At 72.6% G+C, this 19,904-nt stretch carries 22 protein-coding genes and 1 tRNA gene; 11 read left to right on the forward strand and 12 right to left on the reverse strand.

Annotated features, from left to right (window positions below; translation table 11 throughout):
• Nucleotides 1–143 precede the first annotated feature (143 nt).
• The gene (locus ACZ4U1_RS33105; protein ID WP_467907863.1) at nt 144–527 is read right to left on the reverse strand and encodes a peptidase inhibitor family I36 protein; all 384 of its coding nucleotides are present in this window, start codon (nt 525–527) and stop codon (nt 144–146) included.
• 391 nt (nt 528–918) lie between these two features.
• Between ACZ4U1_RS33105 and proP the strand changes: the two genes are divergently transcribed.
• The 3 genes from proP to ACZ4U1_RS33120 all read left to right on the forward strand — a co-directional run bounded on the left by proP (nt 919) and on the right by ACZ4U1_RS33120 (nt 4,267).
• Nucleotides 919–2,292, forward strand: coding sequence for a glycine betaine/L-proline transporter ProP (gene proP / locus ACZ4U1_RS33110; protein ID WP_467907864.1), 1,374 nt, complete (start codon nt 919–921; stop codon nt 2,290–2,292).
• A gap of 216 nt (nt 2,293–2,508) precedes the next feature.
• Entirely contained in the window at nt 2,509–3,555 is a 1,047-nt protein-coding gene (locus tag ACZ4U1_RS33115; protein ID WP_467907931.1) for a DUF2330 domain-containing protein, read from the forward strand.
• Between the two features lie 40 nt (nt 3,556–3,595).
• Nucleotides 3,596–4,267 (forward strand): O-methyltransferase, encoded by a 672-nt coding sequence (locus ACZ4U1_RS33120; RefSeq protein ID WP_467907865.1) that lies wholly within the window; start codon nt 3,596–3,598, stop codon nt 4,265–4,267.
• A gap of 25 nt (nt 4,268–4,292) precedes the next feature.
• Here ACZ4U1_RS33120 and ACZ4U1_RS33125 read toward each other — a convergent pair whose 3' ends face one another.
• Nucleotides 4,293–4,685, reverse strand: coding sequence for a hypothetical protein (locus ACZ4U1_RS33125; protein ID WP_467907866.1), 393 nt, complete (start codon nt 4,683–4,685; stop codon nt 4,293–4,295).
• A 112-nt stretch (nt 4,686–4,797) separates the two neighbouring features.
• Between ACZ4U1_RS33125 and ACZ4U1_RS33130 the strand changes: the two genes are divergently transcribed.
• Nucleotides 4,798–5,247, forward strand: coding sequence for a DnaJ family domain-containing protein (locus tag ACZ4U1_RS33130; protein ID WP_467907867.1), 450 nt, complete (start codon nt 4,798–4,800; stop codon nt 5,245–5,247).
• On the opposite strand, the gene ACZ4U1_RS33135 is transcribed toward ACZ4U1_RS33130, so the two are convergent.
• Nucleotides 5,236–6,249 (reverse strand): hypothetical protein, encoded by a 1,014-nt coding sequence (locus tag ACZ4U1_RS33135; protein WP_467907868.1) that lies wholly within the window; start codon nt 6,247–6,249, stop codon nt 5,236–5,238. The genes ACZ4U1_RS33130 and ACZ4U1_RS33135 overlap by 12 nt on opposite strands.
• 5 nt (nt 6,250–6,254) lie before the next feature.
• The gene (locus ACZ4U1_RS33140) at nt 6,255–6,935 is read right to left on the reverse strand and encodes a hypothetical protein (protein ID WP_467907869.1); all 681 of its coding nucleotides are present in this window, start codon (nt 6,933–6,935) and stop codon (nt 6,255–6,257) included.
• Between the two features lie 145 nt (nt 6,936–7,080).
• On the opposite strand from ACZ4U1_RS33140, the gene ACZ4U1_RS33145 reads away from it, so the two are divergent.
• Entirely contained in the window at nt 7,081–7,590 is a 510-nt protein-coding gene (locus ACZ4U1_RS33145) for a GNAT family N-acetyltransferase (RefSeq protein ID WP_467907870.1), read from the forward strand.
• Here ACZ4U1_RS33145 and ACZ4U1_RS33150 read toward each other — a convergent pair.
• On the reverse strand, nt 7,583–9,622 hold the full coding sequence (locus ACZ4U1_RS33150; RefSeq protein WP_467907871.1) for a DHA2 family efflux MFS transporter permease subunit: 2,040 nt from the start codon (nt 9,620–9,622) through the stop codon (nt 7,583–7,585). The genes ACZ4U1_RS33145 and ACZ4U1_RS33150 overlap by 8 nt on opposite strands.
• 130 nt (nt 9,623–9,752) lie before the next feature.
• Here ACZ4U1_RS33150 and ACZ4U1_RS33155 point away from each other — a divergent pair, with 130 nt between their 5' ends.
• Entirely contained in the window at nt 9,753–10,625 is an 873-nt protein-coding gene (locus ACZ4U1_RS33155) for a peptidoglycan-binding domain-containing protein (RefSeq protein ID WP_467907872.1), read from the forward strand.
• Nucleotides 10,626–10,654: 29 nt separating this feature from the next.
• On the opposite strand, the gene ACZ4U1_RS33160 is transcribed toward ACZ4U1_RS33155, so the two are convergent.
• Together ACZ4U1_RS33160 and ACZ4U1_RS33165 are read right to left on the reverse strand one after the other, a co-directional pair.
• Nucleotides 10,655–11,323, reverse strand: coding sequence for an HAD family hydrolase (locus ACZ4U1_RS33160; RefSeq protein ID WP_467907873.1), 669 nt, complete (start codon nt 11,321–11,323; stop codon nt 10,655–10,657).
• Between the two features lie 170 nt (nt 11,324–11,493).
• Entirely contained in the window at nt 11,494–12,075 is a 582-nt protein-coding gene (locus ACZ4U1_RS33165; RefSeq protein ID WP_467907874.1) for a TMEM165/GDT1 family protein, read from the reverse strand.
• 378 nt (nt 12,076–12,453) lie between these two features.
• On the opposite strand from ACZ4U1_RS33165, the gene ACZ4U1_RS33170 reads away from it, so the two are divergent.
• Nucleotides 12,454–13,098, forward strand: coding sequence for an HNH endonuclease family protein (locus ACZ4U1_RS33170; RefSeq protein WP_467907875.1), 645 nt, complete (start codon nt 12,454–12,456; stop codon nt 13,096–13,098).
• A gap of 17 nt (nt 13,099–13,115) precedes the next feature.
• On the opposite strand, the gene ACZ4U1_RS33175 is transcribed toward ACZ4U1_RS33170, so the two are convergent.
• The 3 genes from ACZ4U1_RS33175 to ACZ4U1_RS33185 all read right to left on the reverse strand — a co-directional run bounded on the left by ACZ4U1_RS33175 (nt 13,116) and on the right by ACZ4U1_RS33185 (nt 14,824).
• Nucleotides 13,116–13,730 (reverse strand): DedA family protein, encoded by a 615-nt coding sequence (locus ACZ4U1_RS33175; protein ID WP_467907876.1) that lies wholly within the window; start codon nt 13,728–13,730, stop codon nt 13,116–13,118.
• A 158-nt stretch (nt 13,731–13,888) separates the two neighbouring features.
• Complete coding sequence (locus tag ACZ4U1_RS33180; protein WP_467907877.1) at nt 13,889–14,344, reverse strand: DoxX family protein; 456 nt, start codon at nt 14,342–14,344, stop codon at nt 13,889–13,891.
• Between the two features lie 249 nt (nt 14,345–14,593).
• Nucleotides 14,594–14,824, reverse strand: a complete 231-nt coding sequence (locus tag ACZ4U1_RS33185) for a DUF2277 domain-containing protein (protein WP_467907878.1) — start codon at nt 14,822–14,824, stop codon at nt 14,594–14,596.
• Nucleotides 14,825–14,917: 93 nt separating this feature from the next.
• On the opposite strand from ACZ4U1_RS33185, the gene ACZ4U1_RS33190 reads away from it, so the two are divergent.
• Together ACZ4U1_RS33190 and ACZ4U1_RS33195 are read left to right on the forward strand one after the other, a co-directional pair.
• Entirely contained in the window at nt 14,918–15,817 is a 900-nt protein-coding gene (locus ACZ4U1_RS33190; protein ID WP_467907879.1) for a ketopantoate reductase family protein, read from the forward strand.
• A gap of 85 nt (nt 15,818–15,902) precedes the next feature.
• Nucleotides 15,903–16,244: a hypothetical protein gene (locus tag ACZ4U1_RS33195; RefSeq protein WP_467907880.1), complete on the forward strand. Its 342-nt coding sequence runs from the start codon at nt 15,903–15,905 to the stop codon at nt 16,242–16,244.
• Between the two features lie 45 nt (nt 16,245–16,289).
• Here ACZ4U1_RS33195 and ACZ4U1_RS33200 read toward each other — a convergent pair.
• Nucleotides 16,290–16,361 (reverse strand) — tRNA-Val (locus ACZ4U1_RS33200).
• Nucleotides 16,362–16,535: 174 nt separating this feature from the next.
• On the opposite strand from ACZ4U1_RS33200, the gene ACZ4U1_RS33205 reads away from it, so the two are divergent.
• Nucleotides 16,536–17,930: a hypothetical protein gene (locus tag ACZ4U1_RS33205; protein ID WP_467907881.1), complete on the forward strand. Its 1,395-nt coding sequence runs from the start codon at nt 16,536–16,538 to the stop codon at nt 17,928–17,930.
• An 88-nt stretch (nt 17,931–18,018) separates the two neighbouring features.
• Complete coding sequence (locus tag ACZ4U1_RS33210; RefSeq protein WP_467907882.1) at nt 18,019–18,630, forward strand: DUF4383 domain-containing protein; 612 nt, start codon at nt 18,019–18,021, stop codon at nt 18,628–18,630.
• Here the strand turns inward: ACZ4U1_RS33210 and ACZ4U1_RS33215 are convergent.
• Nucleotides 18,618–19,754, reverse strand: coding sequence for an amidase domain-containing protein (locus ACZ4U1_RS33215; protein WP_467907883.1), 1,137 nt, complete (start codon nt 19,752–19,754; stop codon nt 18,618–18,620). The genes ACZ4U1_RS33210 and ACZ4U1_RS33215 overlap by 13 nt on opposite strands.
• Between the last annotated feature and the right edge of the window lie 150 nt (nt 19,755–19,904).

Below are 19,904 nucleotides of genomic sequence, written 5' to 3' on the forward strand. Positions count from 1 at the left end.
GTTTCATAAACAGGTGGAGGAGAACAGAAGGTACGGGGTTCCCCGTGGGCTGTCGTTCCCCTCCCCCCCCCCGGCAAACCCTTCGTCGAACCCCTGGGGAAGGGGGGGGTGGGCCCGGGGAGCCCCCCCCCACCCCGAGGGCGTCAGAGGAAGACGACGCAGCTGGCGTCGTTGTCGAAGCCGTTGTTGCTGAAGTCGCTGTCGACGCTGTGCGGCTTGGCGTTGTAGTTGTCGCCCGTGCACGAGGTGCCCTTGTCCCACAGGCCGACGTACGAACCGGTGTTGTTGCGCATCGAGCTGGCGCCGTTGTTCATGACCTGGTGGGTGCCGGCCCAGTACTTGTTGTTCAGCTCCTTGTCGGTGCCGGAGAACTCGGCGTAGTTACCGGCGTAGTTGTCGTGCTGGTAGAGAACGAAGACGGCGGCCTGCGCCCCCGTCTCCGCCGCCGACGCCGTGGGCGCGAGACCGATCCCGGCACCCGCGCACAGGGCCAGGGCACCGAGCGTGACAGCGAGCTTGCGCTTCATTTCCGTCCTCCCGTTTCGACAGTCCGGCGGGGGTCGATCCGCCACCGACAGTCCATACGAGTCCGGACGCGACGAACAGGTGTTTCGACAAGGCTCGAATACGACCCGCGGAAGGCAGGAGAAGGCGGGCCGGACGGGCCGCCCCGCGTGCGCGGATGCGCGTCGAACGGGGGGTGCGGACGCGACAAGGATCACAGTGAGCAGCAGGAATGGCCGTGTGTGAGCGGGCAGACGTACCTGCGTATCCACCCTTTAGCTGCACTCTGCAGCTAAGTGCATACACCACGTAAGGGGCAGAAGTCCCCCTATGGTCGTTTTTCGGCCCGTCGTACGTCACCGCCGCCGTCCGGGTCCCGTACCTGTCCCCGTCGAAAGGTAGGCGAGCCCCGTTTTGGCGACCGCCACAGCCGTCATCCCGCATCAGAAGACCCGGCGGGCCACCAAGGCCCACGACGTCACCGTCACCGACCCCGCGCTCGTCAGGCGCGCCGTGAAGGCGGCGGCGCTCGGCAACGCGATGGAGTGGTTCGACTTCGGTGTCTACAGCTACATCGCGGTCACCCTGGGCAAGGTCTTCTTCCCGTCCGGCAACCCGACCGCGCAGCTGCTGTCCACCTTCGGCGCCTTCGCGGCGGCCTTCCTGGTCCGCCCGCTCGGCGGCCTCGTCTTCGGCCCGCTCGGCGACCGGGTGGGCCGGCAGAAGGTCCTCGCCCTGACCATGATCATGATGGCGGCGGGTACGTTCGCGATCGGTCTGATCCCGTCCTACGCCACGATCGGCGTCGGCGCGCCGCTGATGCTGCTGGCCGCCCGGCTGGTGCAGGGCTTCTCGACCGGCGGTGAGTACGCGGGTGCGTCCACGTTCATCGCCGAGTACGCGCCGGACAAGAAGCGCGGCTTCTTCGGCAGCTGGCTGGAGTTCGGCACGCTCGCCGGCTACATCGGCGGCGCGGGCCTGGTCACCCTGATGACGGCCCTGCTGTCGACGGACGACCTCACCTCCTGGGGCTGGCGCATCCCGTTCCTGATCGCCGGTCCGATGGGCATCATCGGCCTGTACCTGCGGATGCGGCTGGAGGAGACCCCGGCGTTCGCGGCGGAGGTCGAGAAGGCCGAGGCCGCCCGGCCGAAGGTGCCGCTGCGCGAGATGGTCACCGGCCAGTGGAAGTCCCTGCTGCTGTGCATGGGCCTGGTGCTGGTCTTCAACGTCACCGACTACATGCTGCTGTCGTACATGCCGAGCTACCTCACCAGTGAGCTGAAGTACGACGAGACGCACGGGCTGCTGGTCGTGCTCGCCGTGATGGTCCTGATGATGATCGTCCAGCCGTTCGCCGGCGCGCTGACCGACCGGGTCGGCCGGCGTCCGGTGATCGCGGCGGGCTGCGCGGGGTTCCTGTTCCTGTCCGTCCCGGCGCTGCTGCTGATCCGCGACGGCAGCCTGCTGGCCGTCGGGCTGGGCATGGGCGCGCTGGGTCTGCTCCTGGTCTGCTTCACGGCCGCCATGCCGGCCGCCCTGCCCGCGCTCTTCCCGACCCGGGTCCGCTACGGCTCCCTGTCCATCGGGTTCAACGTCTCGGTGTCCCTGTTCGGCGGGACGACTCCGCTGGTCGTGACCGCGCTGATCGGGGCGACGGGGAACATGATGATGCCCGCGTACTACATGATGGCCGCGGCTGTCGTGGGCGGTGTCGCGGTGTGGCGGATGTCGGAGTCGGCGGGGCTCCCGCTCCCCGGCTCCGCGCCGTCCGTGGAAGGCCGGTAAGCGCCCAAGGGGTGCGGGCCGGGTGCCGGGTGCGGGCGCGCGGGGGCTGATCGCGCAGCTCCCCGCGCCGCTTCGGGGCGCTCCTGGCTGCGGGCCGCCCCCGGCCGGCACCGGGACCGGAACCATGTACACGCCGGCACCGTCTGTAGCCCCGTGAAACGCGCCCGGATACTCACCGTCGTCCTCGCACTGCTCGGTATACAGCTCGGCTGGCTGATGGCCCCGGCCTACGCCTGCGGGTGCGGTGCCATGGTTCCCGACCCCGCGACCCGTATCGCCGTCTCCGACGAGCAGTCGGTGCTGCGCTGGGACGGCCGGCGGGAGCAGATCGTGATGCGGCTGACGGTGAACGGCGACGCCGAGCACGCCGCGTGGATCATGCCGGTCCCGCACCGGGCGACCGTCCGCCTCGGCGACCCGGCCCTCTTCGACCAGCTGGCCGAGGCCGTCGCCCCGGTCCACCGCACCCGGTACCACTTCTGGCCGCGCAACGGCGAGTGGCCCTTCGACGACCGCACCCTGGCCGGCGACGGCGCCCCGCCCCCGGCCGCCGGCGGCACCGGCGTCGGTGTCGTCGGCCGCCAGCGGCTCGGCCCCTTCGACGTGGCCCGGCTGACCGCCACCGACCCGGCCGCCCTGCGGGACTGGCTCCGCGACCACGGCTTCGCCCTGCCCGGCCGGCTGAAGACCGCCCTCCAGCCGTACGTCGACCGGCACTGGGAGTACGTCGCCGTCCGCCTCGCCCCGGACACTCGCGGCACTCCGCTGCACGGCGCCCTCGACCCGCTCCACCTCACCTTCGCCGCCGACCGCCCGGTCTACCCGATGCGCCTGTCCCGGCTGGCGAGCACCCCTCAGTCGCTCGGCCTGTACGTCCTCGCCGCGCACCGCATGGAGACGCGGTCGACGATCGGCGGCACGCCGCCCGACGTGCTGTTCGCCGGGCGGGTCCGCACCCGGCGGGGCGCCCTGGGCGAGCTGGCCGACGGCACCCCGTACCTGACGGCGCTCACCCAGGTCTTCCCGGAGCCCGCCCTCATCTCCGGCGACCACGAGCTGCGCCGGGCCGCCGCCGACACACCGGTGCAGCCGGTGATCTACGAGGACGAGCTGCGCCGGGTCGCCGGGATCCCCGCCTGGGCGCTGACGGTCGGCGGCACGCTGGCGGTACTCGTCGCGGCGGCCGCCCTGATCGTCGTACGCCGCTCACGCCGGCCGGTGACTCCGCCGCCGCCGGTCTCCCCGCCCGCGCCGCTCGGCTGAGATCATCGAGACAGGACACTCGGGAAAGGCAGCAGACGCTATGAGCGGGCAGCAGCACTGGGACGACGTCGACGACTACTTCATCAGCAACCTCTCCCCGGACGACGAGGCGCTGCGCGCGGCCCTGCGGGACAGTGATGCCGCCGGGCTGCCCCCCATCGCCGTCACCGCGGCGCAGGGCAAGTTCCTCCAGCTGCTCGCCCAGTTGCAGGGGGCCCGGAACATCCTGGAGATCGGCACGCTCGCCGGGTACAGCACGATCTGGCTGGCCCGTGCCCTGCCCGAGGACGGCAGGCTGATCTCGCTGGAGTACAGCGCCAAGCACGCCGAGGTGGCCGTGCGGAACATCGCCCGCGCGGGCCTGGACCGGGTCGCGGAGGTGCGGGTGGGACCGGCCCTGGAGTCGCTGCCCAAGCTCGCCGACGAGAACCCGGCCCCCTTCGACCTGGTCTTCATCGACGCGGACAAGGTCAACAACCCGCACTACGTGGAGTGGGCGCTCAGGCTCACCCGGGCGGGCAGCGTGATCGTCCTGGACAACGTGGTGCGCGGCGGCCGGGTGGCCGACCCGGGCAACACCGAGCCGGACGTGGTCGGCACCCGGGCCGCGATCGAACTGATCGCCACCCACCCGCGGTTGACCGGTACGGCGCTGCAGACGGTCGGCAGCAAGGGCTACGACGGGTTCGCGCTGGCCCGGGTGCTCGGCTGAGGCCGTGCCCGGCGGGGGAACCGGCTCAGAGTTCGTGGTAGAAGCCGACGTTGACGCTGCGCGGCGCGGTGCGGTCCTGGATGACGATCTCGCCGGACCCGCCGTGCGGCAGCGCGACGGTCGCGCCGTAGCCGACGGGCTGCACGTGCGGTCCGACGGTGAGCCGGACCTCGGACGCCGGGTCGGGCTGGGAGCCGCGCAGCCAGGTCAGCTGCCAGGTGCCGTCCGGGCCGCACACGAACTCCAGGTGGACGCGCGAGACGAACAGCCAGTCGTCGGGGGTGGCCAGCCGGCACATCCCCCCGTCGCGGCCGACCCGCAGGACGGCTCCGGGCTCGCTGGGAGCCTCGGCCATCGTCATGCCGGCGGTGGCGCCCGTGTCGGCCCCGGAGACGGCGGCCATGGTGAGTTCGAGCACGAGCGTTCCCCCTGAAACGTCCTGGTGCGGTGGGTGGGTCGCGGCGGCGGGGTGCCGTACCGACGCCGCATGATAAAACGCCCGGCGGGGCCGCGTCCGGCACAATGGGTTCATGACCGAGCGAAAGCCACCGGGTGTGCCGTTCGAGTCCTGGGTGGACAAGCAGATCCGCGACGCGCAGGGGCGCGGGGAGTTCGACCGGCTGCCGGGGGCGGGGGCGCCGCTGCCGGCGGACGTGGAGTCCACGTACGACGAACTGTGGTGGGTCAAGCGGAAGTTGGCGCGAGAGGGGCTGGCCGTGCTGCCGCCCGCGCTGGCGCTGCGCAAGGAGGCGGAGGACGCGCTGGAGGCGGCGTACGCGGCGCCCTCGGAGCGGATCGCCCGGAAGATCATCGAGGACGTCAACGTCCGGATCAAGGACATGATGTTCAAGCCGCCGCCCGGTCCGCCGCTGGGGAAGAAGCCGTACGACGTCGAGCAGGTCGTACGGGAATGGCGGCAGCGCAGGGCTGCCGCCAGGGGTGCCAAGAGTGACGGGGGCGCGGCGGGGTCAGCCGTGTAGCAGACGCCCGGCCAGCTCCCGGTAGTCCCGCAGGGCCAGCCGCAGCTGTTCGGTGTCGGCCTCGGCGGCGGGCCCGCGTCCCTCGGTGCCCTCCCAGGACATCCGCAGGGTACGGCGGCGGCGGGTGACGGCCTCGGTGAACCGCCTGGCGATCTCCTCCACCGTCCGGTCGGCCTGCTCGACGGCCTCCCTGGGCTGCTCCACGAACCCGGCGGTCACCTCGCGCAGCCGCCGCTCCCACCGGTCCGTCTCCTCGTGCGGCAGCAGCGGGGCGCCGGTGCCGGAGGGGGCGGTGGTGGTCTCCCCGACGGTGCCGGGTGCGGCCGGGCTGCCCGGCGCCGTCGGCCATGCGTCCGGCGCCCGCCCCTCGGTCGTACGGGCCTCACGCCAGCTGACCCCGCCGACCGCCGGAGCCCCGAGGCCGTTGTCGGGCATCTGCCCGTCCTCCTCCCACTCCTCCCGCTCCTCCACCGGAGCCTGCCGCCCGGCCGCGCCCGTGCTATGCGGCCTGTTGTCCTCCGCACCGGGCGTCTGCGATCCCAGGTCCTCGGTACCGGGCCGCAGTCCCTCGGAACCGTGCTGCGGGCCCGGAGCCGGCTCGGCCCGGCCGGCCGCTGCGGACTCGGTCACCCCTGCCGGACCCGGCGGCGGCTGCGGGCTGTCCTCCGGCGTACGGTCGTCCCCCGTCAGCCCTTCCCGCCCGGGACCGACCGCCCCCGGACGCCGAGCCCGCGCGTCCTCGCCCCGAGGCCGGTCGCCGGCGCCCTCGCCCGGGAGCCGACCGCCCGTACCCTCCCTGTGCGGGCGCTCGCCCGGTGCGGGTTCGCCCGGCAGGCGTTCCTCCGGCCGGGGTTTCCTCGGCACCCGGCGACCCGGGGCCGCGTCGCCGGGGGCCCACTCGTCTCTCTCCACCGACTCCTGCTCCGGCGTCCACTCGTCCCCGCGGGAGAGGCGTTCCGTGCGGTGGCGGTCGCCGCCGGGGCCGCTCGTCCTGTCCGTCATGGCGTTCAGCTCTCCTTCGGTCGGCTCCGGTGCGGAGCCCACGGCGCGTGGGAGCGGGCGTGGGAGCGGCTCGGGGTGGCCGGTGCCGGCCGGTCCGTGCCGGCGGCGGCCCGGTGCCGGCCGGGCTCGGTGCTGGTCAGGTCCTCGAAGAGGGCGCGGGCGCCGAGCAGCGCCGACCGCAGTTCCTCGGTCCCCGCACCGGTCTCGCTCGTCCCGCCGGCGCCCGCGCGGGCCAGCCGGTGCACGTGCCGGTAGCCGTCGACGTGGTCGGCGTGGTGCACGGACAGCGCGGCGAGCTGTTCCTCGTACCGCCCGCCGTCCGGGTAGCCGCGCCGCGCCGCGAGTTCCCCGAGCAGCCGGTCGGCCTCGGCCACCGCCTCCCGGGGCGATTCGACGAAGTGTTCCTGCACGGCCGTCCAGCGGTCCGCGTACCCCTGCCGCTCGGTGCCGTCCAGTGGCCGTTCCTGCAGGTCACCGTGGCGTTCGAGGCGTTCGGCGAGTTCGCGTTCGGCGGCCTTGGTGTCCCCGTCGTGCAGGGCGACGGCCCGCTCGTACTCGGGCCCGAAGCGCCGCTTCAGGCTGGGCCCGCCGCGCCTGCCGCGCCCGCGCACGACCAGGGCTGCGGCTGCGCCGAGGACCACGACCGCCGCGATCACGATCAACAGAATGATCAGGCCTGTGGACATGCTTGCCCTCCGGTCCGACCGGCCCCGCTGGCCGGTTCACCGTCCGGGTGACCCGGAAGCCCGTCCACAAACGGCGCCCGGTCCCGCGGCAGGCCCGCCAAATCGGGTTGCGCAAGGTGGCGTGCGGCTCCGGACAATGGCCGGCATGACGTGGACGATCGCTCCGGAACCGTACGACTCCCCGGCCGCCGCCGCCCTGTGGCGGGCGTACTACACGGAGGTCAGCGACCGCTGGTACCTGCTGCACGAGGGGCACCCCACCGACCCGGAGGAGCTGGAGCGGGAGATCGCCGCGCACTCGGGCGCCGACCTCGCGCCGCCGGGCGGCCGGTTGCTCGTCGGCCGGTACGACGGCACGCCGGCCGGTTCGGCGGGCGTACGGCTGCTGGACGCGGACACCGCCGAGCTGACCCGGGTGTTCGTGCTGCCGGGGATGCGTGGCCGGGGCGGGGCCGCGCTGCTGGTGGCCGCCGCCGAGGAGGCCGCGCGAGCGCTGGGCGCCCGGCGGCTCGTCCTGGACACCCGCAGCGACCTGGTCGAGGCCCGCGCCCTGTACACCCGCCTCGGCTACACGGAGACCGGCCCGCACAACAGCGACCCGTACGCCGAACACTGGTTCCGCAAGGAGCTGGTGCCGGCCAAGGCCGTCAACTGACCTTGGCGACCGTGCCGTTGTGCGGACGTTCGCGTTCGGCGCCGCAGAGTTCGCCGGTGAGGTCGTGGACCAGGCGCATGAGGTCGGTGGAGCGGCCGGGCTGCCACCAGTCGCCGAGCAGTTCGGCCAGGGACTCCTCGCGGGCCGTGGCGAGCCGTTCGGCGACCTCGCGCCCGGCGTCGGTCAGGACGAGGTCCAGGCCCTGGCGTTCGGCGAGCCGCCGTTCCTCGACCTGACGGGCGGCGGCCATGACGGCCTGGAGCGGGACGGGGCTGCGCTCGGCGAGCACCGCCGGTTCGACGGAGCCGTAGCGGCGGATGCGCAGCAGCATCCAGCTGGCGGCGGGCAGCAGGTCGTACCCGGCCCGTTCGGTGATCTTCCGGTAGATCTCGCGGCGGCCCTCGCGGGTGCCGAGGACGGACAGGGCGCGGCACACCTCGTCGTAGGAGGAGCGCTCGACGGGGTTGGGCGGGATGGTCTCGGAGGCGTCCGGTGCGGTGACCGAGCCGCGCAGCCGGTCCTCCTTCAGGAACCAGGCCAGCAGGAAGCCGAGGAGGGCGACGGGCGCGGCGTAGAGGAAGACGTCGGTGATGGCGGACGCGTACGCGTGCAGGGCCGCCGGGCGCAGTGCGGGCGGCAGGGCGGCGATGCCCCGCGGGTCGGCCTTCAGCGCGTCGGTGGTGGCGCCGGGCGGCAGGCGTACGCCGCGGAAGGCGTCGGCGAGTTCGTCGCCGAGGCGGCTCGTGAAGACGGTGCCGAAGACGGCCACGCCGAAGGAGGCGCCGATGGAGCGGAAGAAGGTGGCGCCGGAGGTGGCGACGCCGAGGTCCTCGTAGGAGACGGCGTTCTGCACGATGAGCACCAGGACCTGCATGACCAGGCCGAGGCCGAGGCCGAACACGAAGAAGTAGGCGCTCATCACGGCGGTCGCGCTGTGCTCGTCGAGGCGGTGCAGGAGCAGCAGGCCGAGGGCGGTGACGGCGGTCCCGGTGACGGGGAAGACCTTCCAGCGGCCGGTGCGGCTGACGATCTGCCCGGAGACCGTGGAGGACAGCAGCAGGCCGGCCACCATCGGCAGCATGTGCACGCCGGACAGGGTCGGGGAGATGCCGTGCACGACCTGCAGGAAGGTCGGCAGGTAGGTCAGCGCGCCGAACATGGCGAAGCCGACGATGAAGCTGATGACGGCGGCCAGGGTGAAGGTGCGGATGCCGAACAGCCTGAGCGGCAGGACCGGTTCGGCGGCCCGGCGCTCGACGGCGACGAACGCCACGGCGAGCAGGACGCCGAGCACGGCGAGCCCGATGATCTGCGTCGAGTCCCAGGCCCAGGTGGTGCCGCCGAGCGAGGCGACCAGCACCAGGCAGGTGGCGACGGCGGCGATCAGGAAGGTGCCGAGGTAGTCGATGACGTGCCGGGCGGTGTGGCGCGGGATGTGCAGGGCGGCGGCGATCACGGCGAGCGCGACGACACCGACGGGCAGGTTGACGTAGAACACCCAGCGCCAGCTGAGGTGCTCGGTGAACAGCCCGCCGAGCAGCGGTCCGAGCACACTGGTCGCGCCGAACACGGCCCCGAACAGGCCCTGGTAGCGGCCGCGTTCACGGGGCGGCACGAGATCGCCGACGATCGCCATGGACAGCACCATCAGCCCGCCGCCGCCGAGGCCCTGCAGGGCCCGGAAGGCGATGAGCTGGGGCATGTCCTGCGCCATGCCGCACAGCGCCGAGCCGATCAGGAAGATCACGATGGCCGTCTGGAACAACCTCTTCCGCCCGTACTGGTCGCCGAGCTTGCCCCACAGCGGGGTCGCGGCGGTCGAGGCCAGCAGATAGGCGGTGACGACCCAGGAGAGGTGCTCCAGGCCGCCGAGGTCGCTGACGATCGTCGGCAGCGCGGTCGACACGATGGTCTGGTCGAGGGCGGCGAGCAGGAGTCCGAGCAGCAGCGCGCCGATCGGCACCAGCACACTGCCCGGAACGTGTTCGCCGCTGCCCACGTCCTTCGCCGCGCCGTGCGTGTCCAGGGCCATGGAGACCTCCCGGGGCTCGGGTGCACCTCTTCCATCGTGATCGGTGTCACCACTTATGGCCTGTTGAGTCCTGCGGATGTGAAGGGGATCCGCATAATCTCTGAAGTTCCCGAGGGGAGGGGACACGGGCGTGACGGAAGAGCGGGGCACCACGTGCCCGGAGTGCGGTGCGCCGAGGGGGCCGGACAACACCCCGTCCTGCGACTGCACCGAGCGGGCCTCGAAGGCACTGCGCGAGGCCCGTACGGCCGAGGCGGCAGCGGCGGAGGACTTCGATCCACTGCGGATACGACCGTATGTGGAGGTTTCCGACACGGGTACGGCACCGGCCGCGCCGCTCCCCCCGGTTACCGGCCCGGACGGTCCCCGCCCGGCACCGCCGGCCCCGCCCGCCGAGGACCTTCCGCCCGCACCCGAGGCCGCCCCACCCCGGCACCGCTCCCGCCGCACCCTGCCGCTGGCCGCCGCGGGCGCGGGGCTGACGATCCTCACGGCGGCCGCTTTCGCCCTGCTCTCCTACCAGACACCGGCCCGGGAGCGGGCGGTCCAGGAGGTCAGGGAGAGCATCCCGGAAGCGACGACCCGGACACCCGCCACACCGCCGGCACCGGCACCCCCGGTCCGCCCCCGCCCACCGGCTCCCTCCCCCTCGGCAACGGCCGGCCCGAGCCCTTCCGCCGGCTCGGCTTCCCCGTCGCCGACCCCCACGGCCTCCGCCAGCGCCTCCCCGACCCCGTCCGCAACGGCATCCGCCACCCCGCAGACCACCCCCGCCCTGGCCCCGGTACTGCGACGCGGCGACACCGGCCCGGAGGTCACCGAACTCCAGCAGCGGCTACGCCGGCTGAACCTCTACGGCGACCGGATCGACGGCGTCTTCACCCGCCCTGTGGAGGACGCGGTGCGCAACTACCAGCTGGCGCGGGGCATCGGGGGCGACGAGCCGGGGACGTACGGCCCGGCCACGAGGAGAAGCCTGGAGGCGGAGACACCGCAACCGTAGGGCGCCGGGGAGCGGGCCGGACCGCCCCGTCAGCCGATGTGCAGCCGGATCCCGCCGTCGGCCAGTGCCTCGACCTTCACGTGGGTGAGGTCCGGTACGACGACATCGGGCCCGTGGGAACGGGCCCGCGCCCCCACCCCCACGACCCGCATCCCCGCGGAGCGCCCCGCCGCGATTCCCGCCCCGGAGTCCTCGAAGACCACACAGTCGGCCGGGTCGACGCCCAGTTCGGCGGCGCCCTTGAGGAACCCCTCGGGATCCGGCTTGCTCGCGCCGACCGACTCGGCGGTGACACGGACGGCCGGCAGGGGCAGCCCCGCCGCGTTCATGCGGGCGGTGGACAGGGCGACGTCGGCGGAGGTGACCAGGGCGTGCGGGAGCCCGGCCAGCGCGGCAAGGAAGGCACTCGCGCCGGGGATCTCCACGACGCCGTCCGTGTCGGCGGTCTCCTCGGCGAGCATGCGGGCGTTGTCGGCGAGGTTCTGCTCGACGGGGCGGCCGGGCAGCAGAACGGCCATGGAGGCGTGGCCCTGCCGGCCGTGCACGACCTTCATCACCTCGTCGCCGTCCAGCCCGTGCCGCTCGGCCCAGCGCCGCCAGATGCGCTCGACCACGGCGTCGGAGTTGACGAGGGTGCCGTCCATGTCGAGCAGGAGGGCGCGGGCGGTGAGGACGGTGGGCGTGACGGTGGCCGGCATCGGCAGCTCCAGGAACGAAAAGACCCCGTGTCGGGTGGGACGTCGGGAGGGACAAGGCGGCCCCGCCCGCCGGTCAGGGAAAACGGGCGGGAGCCACTTTGTTTCTCCACGGTACAAAACCCGGCCGTGATTGCGCCACCACCCCCGGCGGGCATTCACCCGCCGTTCGCTCAGCCGCTCACGGCCTCCCACAGGCTCCACACGCCGAGCGCCAGCATCAGCAGCGCCGCGACCTGCGTGATCAGCCGCAGCGGTACGCGCTTCATCAGGGCCTTTCCGCCGACGATGCCGAGTCCGGCGACGGCCCACAGGCCGAGGACCGCGCCGAGGCCGACGGAGACCGGGTCGTCGTAGCGGGCGGCCAGGTTGGCGGTCATGATCTGGGTGAGATCGCCGAACTCGGCGACGAGGATGAGCATGAAGCCCGTACCCGCGACCCTCCAGAAGGACTGGTCGGCGGGCTTCTCGATCTCCTCTTCGTCCTCGTCCCTCTTCAGCAGCAGCATCGCGGCCCCACCGAGGAAGAGGACGCCGGTGAGGGCGTGCACGATCTGCCGCGGGAGCAGGGTGAGCACGCTGCCGGCCGCGACGGCGAGCACGACGTGCAGCAGGAAGGCGGCGGCGACGCCCGCGAAGACGTACGAGGCGCGGTAGCGGGTGCCGAGGACGAGGCCGGCGAGCGCGGTCTTGTCCGGCAGCTCGGCGAGGAAGACGACGCCGAAGACGAGCGCCGTCACGGTGATGCTGATCAAGGTTCCTCAATCGGTCGGGGCTGCCCCGCCGAGAGTGCGGTACGTCACGCGATGACACCTCGGCACGGCAGCGCACTCGGCGCCCGCGCCAGGGGGCACGGGCGTGCACTGCTTGCCGAAGGTCTCGCTGGCGGCCTCCGCAAGGTCCGCCTCCGGGCGCCGGCTCAGGCTCGCTGAGCAGTATGTCGACGGTCCGGCGAAGAGCTACTCCCCTTCTGCGCTCCCCATCGTACGGGATGTGAAGGTTCCGCCGTAAACCTTGTCGTGACATGTGCACGTCACTAACTTCTTACCGAGCGCTCACCCCCCGGCAACACCACACCGCGAGCATTCCCTCGCTCGCGCACCAACACCCCGACCCCACAAGGGAGTTCACGCATGTCGAAGTTCTACGCGCGTCGACGTACGAGCATACTCGCGGCGCTCACCGGCCTGATAGCCTCCGTCGCCCTGTTCAACTCCCCGAACGCCTCCGCCGCCCTCCCCACGCCGGTCAGCGCCGGCACCGCCCGCACCTACCTCTCCCAGCTCACCGTGGCCACCGAGAACCGCACCGGCTACAGCCGCGACCTCTTCCCGCACTGGATCACCATCAGCGGCGCCTGCAACACCCGGGAGACGGTCCTCAAGCGGGACGGCACGAACGTCGTCACCGACTCCTCCTGCGCCGCCACCAGCGGCAGCTGGTACTCCCCGTACGACGGCGCCACCTGGACCGCCGCGTCCGACCTCGACATCGACCACCTCGTCCCGCTGGCCGAGGCCTGGGACTCCGGCGCGAGCAAGTGGACCACCGCACAGCGGCAGGCCTTCGCCAACGACCTGACCCGGCCGCAGCTGATCGCCGTGACCGACGACGTCAACCAGGCCAAGGGCGACCAGGACCCGGCGACGTGGGTGCCGTCGCGGTCGGCGTACCTGTGCACGTACGTGCGGGCGTGGGTGCAGGTGAAGTACTACTACAACCTGTCGGTGGACTCGGCGGAGAAGAGCGCGCTGACGAACTACCTGGCCGGCTGCTGAGTCTTCCGGACAGCCGGTCAGGAAGCCGGGCGGCGGCGCACCAGGAAGCCCGCCGCCGCTCCCGCGCCGAACAGCGCGGCCACCGAGACCCCGGTCGCCAGCCAGGTCGCGCCCAGCCACTGCGCGCCGTAGTAGCCGAGGGCCACGCTGTACGCGGCCCAGGACAGGCCGGCCAGGGCGGACCAGGGCAGGAAGTCGCGGGCGCGGCGGTGGGCGGCACCCGCGCAGAAGGAGACGACCGAGCGGCCGGCGGGAGCGAAGCGGGCGAGGACGACCAGCGCGCCGCCGCCCCGGGCGAGGGCCTCGCCGAGACGTTCCTGCGCGGTGGTCAGCCGCCGGGAGCGGGCTATCGCCCGGTCCAGCCGCTCCCCGCCCCGCCAGGCGAGGCGGTAGGCCACCAGGTCACCGAGGACGGAAGCGGTCGCGGCGGACAGGATCAGGGCCAGGATGTCCGGCACGTCGTGCGGGACCCCGCCCGCCGCCGCGCCGGTGCCGGCCGCCGCCGCGGTGGCGGCGGTGATGACGAGCACCCCGCTCGGCAGGACCGGCAGGAACACGTCGAGCAGCACCGAGAGGGCCACGACGGCATAGATCCACGGTCCGGCCGCCAGCGACCCCACGCTCTCCAACACGACGACTCCTGTCACTCCCCCATTGACAGCCATACAGCGTACGCGGGGGGTGTGACAGGAGGTTCGCGGGGGTTAGGCGGGTTGCACGGGTTCAGCGGGTTGCACGGGTTCGTCGGGTTGAGCGGATTCCGCGGGTTCGCCGGCTTCCCGGGCCGGGGTCAGACCGCCAGCGGCTGCTTCTCCCCCGTGGGCTCGCCGTCCGCCGCGGTGCGCCGGCCGAAGAGCCGGTCCAGACCGAAGGCGCCGGAGCCGGTGAAGACCAGCAGGAAGAAGCCCCAGCAGAACAGCACCGACAGCTCGCCGCCGTTCTGTATGGGCCACAGGGCGGCCTGCTGGTGGACGTCGAAGTAGGCGTACGCCATCGAGCCGGAGGCGATCAGCGCGGCTCCGCGGGTGCCGAGGCCGAGCAGCACCAGACCGCCGGCGACCAGCTGGATCACGGCCGCGTACCAGCCGGGCCAGGTGCCGGCCGCGATCGTGCCGCCGTTGGTACCGGCGGCGCCACCGAGGACACCGAACAGGGAGGCGGCACCGTGCACCGCGAAGAGCAGGCCGAGGACGACGCGGAAGAGCCCGATGACATAGGGCTGAGCGGAATTGAGACGTGCGGACATGAGGGGATTTCTCCTCTTCGGTGTCGGTCGGGCCGGCCGGGGACTGAGCAGGCCGGTCGTGGGGGCGGCGGTACCGAATGGGAGACCAGGTTAGGCGAACCTAATCATTGCTTGCAAGTTCAACATCTAAGCCTCGGCGCATGCCACGACCGCCCGGCACGCCCGCACGGGGGCACACCGGACGCGAACAACCTTGCGGACGACTCTCACTTGACGGAATGTCAGACGACCCGGGCGATACGCAGGGCCCTACCCCGCGCGCCTCACCGACCGCCCCCGCACCTCCAAGTCCCCGAGCAGCTCGGCCGTCGCCTCCGCCACCGCGGCCACCGCCCGGTCGAAGGCCTCGCGGTTGTGGGCGGCGGGGGCGCGGAAGCCCGAGATCTTGCGGACGTACTGCAGCGCGGCCGCGTGGATGTCCTCGTCCGTGGCCTCACCGGGCAGCGCGGGCGGGCGCAGGGTCTTGATGCTTCGGCACATGAGACAAGTCTGGCGCGGGAAGGCGGCGCGCTGCCATGATCGTCTCGAAGGCGGCCACCGACACCCGGGGCCGACCGTCGGAAGGACAACTCCATGACGCACCCCCTCACCGTGGCCGTCCTCGGCCCCGGCGGCACCGGCGGCCTGCTCGCCGCCCTGCTGTCCCGCTCCGGTCACCGCGTGATCTGCCTGGCCGGGGAAACCACGGCCGACACCCTGCGCCGTACCGGCATCACCGTCCGCAGCCGGCAGTTCGGCGACTTCACAGCCGCCGTGGACGCGGACACCGAGCTGCGCGAACCGGTGGACGCCTGCCTGGTCACCGTGAAGCACACCACGCTCGACGCCGCCCTCACCCGGATCCCGCCCGCCGCCCTCGGCGACGCCCTGATCGTGCCGCTGCTGAACGGCGTCGAACACCCCGCCGCCCTCCGCTCCCGCTACCGCCCCGAACTGGTGGCCCCGGCCGTGATCCGGGTGGAGTCGACGCGGATCGCCCCGGGCGTGATCGAACACGGAAGCCCGTTCACCGAGATCGACCTCGCCGGGGACGCCGTACCCCGCGCCCGCCTCGACGAGCTCGCCGGCCACCTCTCGGCCTCGGGTACGACCGCCCGGGTGGCCGGGGACGAGACGGCGGCGCTGTGGGCGAAGATGGCGTTCCTCGCCCCGTTCGCCCTGCTCACCACCCGCCACGGCGTCCCGCTCGGCACGGCCCGCACCCGGCACCGGGACGAGCTGGAGGCGCTGGTCGCCGAGACGGCCGCGGTCAGCCGAGCCTGCGGCGCCCCCGCCGACCCGGCCCAGGCCCTGGCCCGGTACGACGCCTTCCCGGCCGCGACCAAGTCGTCCATGCAGCGGGACGCCGGGGCGGGCCGTCCGCTCGAACTCGACGCCATCGGCGGGGCGTTGCTGCGCGCGGCCGAGCGGCACGGCGTTCCGGTGCCGGTGACGGAACGGCTGGTGCGGGAGCTGAGGGCCGCCGGCCACTGACCCCCGGCCACTCGTTCGACTGAACCTCCGCCCCACCCCTCATCCGACCTCGCACCTGAAAATCGAACAGGCGTAGCATTGCCGCGTGGCTACGACCTATGAATTCCCCAGTGACCTCCTCGCCGGTCAGGAGGAGCTGCATCAGGTCCGGGCCGAGCTGTCGGCCCTGCTCAAGCGGCTGCCCTGGTCGGTCGAGCCGATGGACGGCTTCAGCGACGACACCGGCTGGCGCAAGGTGGAGCGGCCCGCGTCCCCGGGCTGGACGGAGGACGAACAGGCCGAGGTGGAGAAGCTGCGCCGACGCGAGCACGAACTCGCGGTCTTCGTCAGCACCCACCGCTTCTGGGCCGAGGTCGCGGCAGCGGACCGCACGGAGGCCCGCTCCCGGCTGAAGCACGCCCACGAGCGGGCGGCGGAAGAGGAGTAAGAACACGAACGGCCCCTCGGAGAACTCTCCGAGGGGCCGGACCGGTGGGCGCGGACGGTTTCGAACCGCCGACATCCTGCTTGTAAGGCAGGCGCTCTACCCCTGAGCTACGCACCCGGACAGGTCGACAGCCTACATTGCCCGAGCGGCTGCGCTGCAAACCAGACTCCCGGGTTCCCCGCACACCGCCGATCCGACGCCCCCCACGGCGAACTGACCGCCCCGTGTGTTCGTCCTACCCGGGTGGGAGAATGTCACCACCCAGCGCGAAGCACAGCACGGGAGAGGGATGTGACGGCGACACCGGGCACGCCAGCGAGACAGCCGTACCCGCCGTCGTCCGCCGCAGGTGCCCGGCGTGGGGTCTCGCCGCTGTGGGACGCCGTGGTGCTGATGGGCCTGCCGGTGCTGGCCGTGCTCGCGGTGCCCGCCGCGTTCGCCGGTGGTGGTACCCGGCGCTGGTTCGGCGGGCGGGCGGAGAGTCAGCGGGCCGAGGCGCAGGCCGCGAAGGACGCGGCGGCGACGGCGTTCTACGAACTCGACACCGCGCAGCGGGACCTGCGGATCTCGATCGAGACGATCTCGGCGGTGGACGACTCCCCCGCCGCCCGGCGTGCCGTCGCGGACTTCGCGGCGCTCGGGCAGCGGATCGACGAGGCCAGCCGGCAGTACATCCAGGCCGTGGACGCGCATGATCTGGACCGGCACGATCTGGAGGCCTCCGCGGCGGTCCGGGCGCGGACGGAGCTGACGGCGGCCAAGGACGAGCTGGTGCGGGTCCGGCAGGAGCTGGACCGGTTCGGCGGTTCGCTCGGTCCGTTGCTCGGCAAGGCGGAGACGCAGCTGGCCCGGCTGGCGCCCGCCGTGGAGCGGGCCCGGCAGTCGCTGCTGGCCGCGAGCAACGCGCTGGACGCCGTACGGGAGAAGGGTCTGCGGGCGGAGGAGCCGGCGGCGCGGCTGGCGGCCCTGGCGCCGGAGCTGACCCGGCTGAACCAGGGTGCGGGGCAGCACGGGGTGCAGGCGACGCTGGAGCGGGCCGAGCGGGTGCAGCGGGAGGCCGGGGCGATCCGGGCGGAGGCCGAGCGGCTGCCGGAGCGGGCGGCCGAGATCGATCACCGGTTGGTGAGCCTGCGTACCCGGGCGCAGGCGCTGACCACGCGGGCGGGGCAGGTGGAGCCGGTGCTGAGCGAGCTGCGGCGCCGGTTCGCCGCGGCCTGCTGGCAGGATCTGCAACAGGTGCCCGCGCTGGCGGCGGAGAATGTGCGGCAGGCGGAGCTGAAGCTGCGGGAGGCGCAGGCGGCGCGGGACGCGCAGCGCTGGCCGGACGCCGTCTCGCTGCTGTCGACGGTGCGGGCGCTGCTGAACGCCACGGACGACGCGGTGTCGGCGGCCGGTGACCGGCTGGGCCGGCTGAACGCGGTGCAGAAGGATCCGCAGGCGGAGATCGAGCGGACCCGGTTCGCGATCCGGGACGCGCAGCGGCTGGCGATGACGGGCCGTACGACTCCTGATCCGCGGCACGCCCGGCCGCTGGACGACGCGGTGGCGCGGCTGGAGCGGGCGGTCGGCACGCTGGAGGGGCGGCATCCGGACTACTGGCACTTCCTGACCGAGACGGAGGGGGTGCGGCAGACGGTGGCGGGGGTGGTGGCGCAGATCCGTGAGGAGCGCGGTGCCGGGCACTGAGCCGTGGCCTGTGTGTGTTGCCGGGGGTGCGGGGCAAGCGGATATTGAAGAGGACGGATGGCCTCCGCTAGCGCCCGAGGAGGCGGACATGGCCACACACGCAGTGCATTCGAGGAAGGCCGAGGAGCGGCGGCGTCCCCGGCTGGACGACCATCTGCCGGTGGATCACCGGCTGAACACGGTCTACCGGATCGGCGCGGGCCTGATCGGCACGTTCCTGGTCGTCTTCGGCGTTCTCGGCGTGATCGACCACATCGGCTTCTTCAACACCGGCGGTGACACGGTCGCCGGGCTGAACACCAACGGCGCGCTCAGTGTGCTGTCGATCTGCATCGGCGCGATCCTGCTGGCCGGCATGGTGATCGGCGGGAACTTCGCGTCGACGCTGAACATGGTGCTCGGGGTGCTGTTCCTGCTGAACGGCTTCCTGTTCCTCGGCCTGCTGGACACCGACAGCAACTTCCTGGCCTTCAGGATCCAGAACGTCTTCTTCAGCTTCATCGTGGGTCTGTTGCTGATGACGTTCGGCATGTACGGCCGGGTCGGCCATGCCCTGCCGCACGACAACCCGTACTGGCGGGCCCGCCACCCGGAGGCCTCCCCGCAGGAGCGGCGGATGCGGCAGGAGCAGCAGCCGGGGCCGGGGGAGGTCGAGGGGCGGCAGGGCCCGCGTCAGCCGGGACGGGGTCAGGTCCTGTAGGCGTGGAACGCCGCGTTCGAGTACGAGGCGACGAGGCTGGCCACCGACCGGTTGTAGGTGTTGGTGGAGTGGTAGCTCACGTACGGCACGCCCCGGCGGTCCCGGTAGGTGACGATCATCGAGTGGTCCTTGGACCCGTCGCGGTTGAAGTCCATCTGCAGCACGTCGCCGAGGTCCATCTGGTAGACGTTGGCGAGGCTGGTGGCCCGCTTGGAGGACAGGGCGAACCAGGAGAACTCGTTGACGCCGACGAAAGAGTCGGACTGGATCTCGGAGTTCCCGAACCACTTGTGGAAGTCGTACGTGTAGCCGGGTACGTGCTTCCAGCCGCCGGCCTTCAGGGCCTGGCTGACGAAGTTGGTGCAGTCGCCGCCGGCGCCCTGCCCGTTGAAGTCGGGGTAGGCGGGGTTGTAGTTGTTCCAGTACTTCTGGGCGTACGCCACCATGGCCTTGTAGTCGTAGCCGGTCGCGGAGAAGTTCTTCGCGTTGGCGGGTGCGGGCCAGGTGGTGGCGGCGCGGGCCGCGGAGGGCGGGCCGTCGTCGTCGCCGGCGGTCTTGACCTTGGCGACGGTGGGCTTGGCGACCTGGTTGACGGCGAGGTAGCCGTCGTCGGTGTCGCGGATGCCGGTGAGCTGCCAGGTGCCGTGCCGGTCGGCCTGGAAGGTCAGCTCGTGGTGGGCCTGGAACCCGGTGGTCTTCGGGCTCTTGCCGGTGGTCTTGTCGTAGGTCAGCGTCGTGGTCTCGGTGACGGCGACCTTGGCGTGGCGGCCCTTGACCTGGGTGGCGTCGAGCGTGACCTTGGTGCTGCCCGCGCGGTACGTCTCGCCCAGGCGGGCGAGGCGGCTGCGGCGGTCGCGCAGCGCGTCGAGCGCGGACTTCTCCTCGCGGGTCTGCCCGCCGGACAGGCGCACGGAGCCGGAGAAGCCGGACGTGTGCCGGGTCTGCTGCTTGCCGGCGCCCTCCACGAGGGCCTGCGTGCGGTCGGTGAAGACCGCGTCGGCCAGCCGCTGGAAGGTCGCCTTGGTGGCCGCGTCCACCGTCGGGTCGTCGGTCACGGCCGCGCCCGCGCTCCAGTTGGGCACCAGGGCCACGCCGGCGACCACGGAGGCAGCCGCGGCGGTCACTATGGCCGTACGGCGCCGCCCACGGCTCAGTCTTCTAGATTTCAATGATGTTCCCCTCTACGCCGGTACACCTACCGGGCGAGGGGCATCTTGCCATGACGGATGCGGCGGTTGTGAAGGGGGTTGCACAAGTGGAATGCCCTGCCCGTA

Source organism: Streptomyces sp. NPDC028928 (assembly GCF_055564915.1).